The organism is Aestuariibacter sp. GS-14 (genome assembly GCF_006494365.1).
Classification (GTDB): domain Bacteria; phylum Pseudomonadota; class Gammaproteobacteria; order Enterobacterales; family Alteromonadaceae; genus Alteromonas; species Alteromonas mangrovi.
In genome coordinates this window covers 1-2,223 of record NZ_VHIP01000038.1, presented here as the reverse complement: position 1 = coordinate 2,223, position 2,223 = coordinate 1, and the positions used below count along the sequence as shown (strand labels likewise).

General features: G+C 49.5%; 1 rRNA gene. It reads right to left on the bottom strand.

The annotated features are described in order from the left end of the window. Positions 1-2,131: ribosomal RNA gene (locus FJ444_RS21210) — 23S ribosomal RNA — on the bottom strand; the annotation flags it as partial. Positions 2,132-2,223: the final 92 nt, after the last annotated feature.

Here is a 2,223-nt window from a genome sequence, read left to right as displayed (position 1 = left end):
CGGCTCCACCAGAACTGGCGTCCTGGATTCAAAGCCTCCCACCTATCCTACACAAGTAGGTTCAATGTTCAGTGCCAAGCTGTAGTAAAGGTTCACGGGGTCTTTCCGTCTAGGTGCGGGTACACAGCATCTTCACTGCGATTTCAATTTCACTGAGTCTCGGGTGGAGACAGCGTGGCCATGATTACGCCATTCGTGCAGGTCGGAACTTACCCGACAAGGAATTTCGCTACCTTAGGACCGTTATAGTTACGGCCGCCGTTTACCGGGGCTTCGATCAAGAGCTTCGCCGAAGCTAACCCCATCAATTAACCTTCCGGCACCGGGCAGGCGTCACACCGTATACGTCATCTTTCGATTTTGCACAGTGCTGTGTTTTTAATAAACAGTTCCAGCCACCTATTCACTGCGACCCCCGAATGCTCAAAGAGCAAGTCTCATCACACTCAGGGGCGTACCTTCTCCCGAAGTTACGGTACAATTTTGCCGAGTTCCTTCACCCGAGTTCTCTCAAGCGCCTTAGTATTCTCTACCTGACCACCTGTGTCGGTTTGGGGTACGGTTCATATAATCATAAGTTTAGAAGCTTTTCCTGGAAGCAGGGCATCAACAACTTCACCACCTTAGTGGCTCGTCTCGTGTCTCAGTCTTAAGAGTCCGGATTTACCTAAACTCTCAACCTACGCACTTTCACTTGGACTACCAACGCCAAGCTTGCCTAGCCTTCTCCGTCCCTCCATCACTGATTATATAAGTACGGGAATATTAACCCGTTTCCCATCGACTACGCATTTCTGCCTCGCCTTAGGGGCCGACTTACCCTGCCCTGATTAGCATGGGACAGGAAACCTTGGTCTTCCGGCGTGGGGGTTTTTCACCCCCATTATCGTTACTCATGTCAGCATTCGCACTTCTGATACCTCCAGCAAACCTCACAGTTCACCTTCAGCGGCTTACAGAACGCTCCCCTACCCAAAGTCCAAAGGACTTTGCCGCAGCTTCGGTATATTGCTTAGCCCCGTTACATCTTCCGCGCAGGCCGACTCGACTAGTGAGCTATTACGCTTTCTTTAAAGGATGGCTGCTTCTAAGCCAACCTCCTAGCTGTCTTAGCCTTCCCACATCGTTTCCCACTTAGCAATATTTTGGGACCTTAGCTGGCGGTCTGGGTTGTTTCCCTCTTCACGACGGACGTTAGCACCCGCCGTGTGTCTCCCGGATAGTACTCACAGGTATTCGGAGTTTGCAAAGGGTTGGTAAGTCGGGATGACCCCCTAGCCTTAACAGTGCTCTACCCCCTGTGGTATTCATCCGAGGCTCTACCTAAATAGATTTCGGGGAGAACCAGCTATCTCCCGGTTTGATTGGCCTTTCACCCCCAGCCACAAGTCATCCCCTAACTTTTCAACGTTAGTGGGTTCGGTCCTCCAGTTGATGTTACTCAACCTTCAACCTGCCCATGGCTAGATCACCGGGTTTCGGGTCTATACCTAGCAACTAGACGCGCAGTTAACACTCGCTTTCGCTACGGCTCCCCTATACGGTTAACCTTGCTACTAAATATAAGTCGCTGACCCATTATACAAAAGGTACGCAGTCACCCCGAAGGGCTCCCACTGCTTGTACGTATACGGTTTCAGGTTCTATTTCACTCCCCTCACAGGGGTTCTTTTCGCCTTTCCCTCACGGTACTGGTTCACTATCGGTCAAATAGGAGTATTTAGCCTTGGAGGATGGTCCCCCCATCTTCAGTCAAGATAACACGTGTCCCGACCTACTTAATATGTAAATAAAGTACCTTCATGTACGGGGCTATCACCCTGTATCGCTCAACTTTCCAGAAGATTCCACTAATACTTTACTTATCGGCTGCTCCCCTTTCGCTCGCCGCTACTAAGGGAATCTCGGTTGATTTCTTTTCCTAAGGGTACTTAGATGTTTCAGTTCCCCTCGTTTGCCTCTACAACCTATGTATTCAGTTGCAGATACACATAAATGTGTGGGTTCCCCCATTCGGACATCTGTGGCTCAAATGCGTTTTGTCAGCTCACCACAGCTTTTCGCAGACTTACACGTCCTTCATCGCCTCTATTTGCCAAGGCATCCACCGTATACGCTTAGTCACTTAACCATACAACCCTAAATAGCTTTGAAGTTACCTTCATCTTCGCAAGCACTGCTTATTCACATGAGTAGGAATAAGGTTACTCGCCTTACAATTCA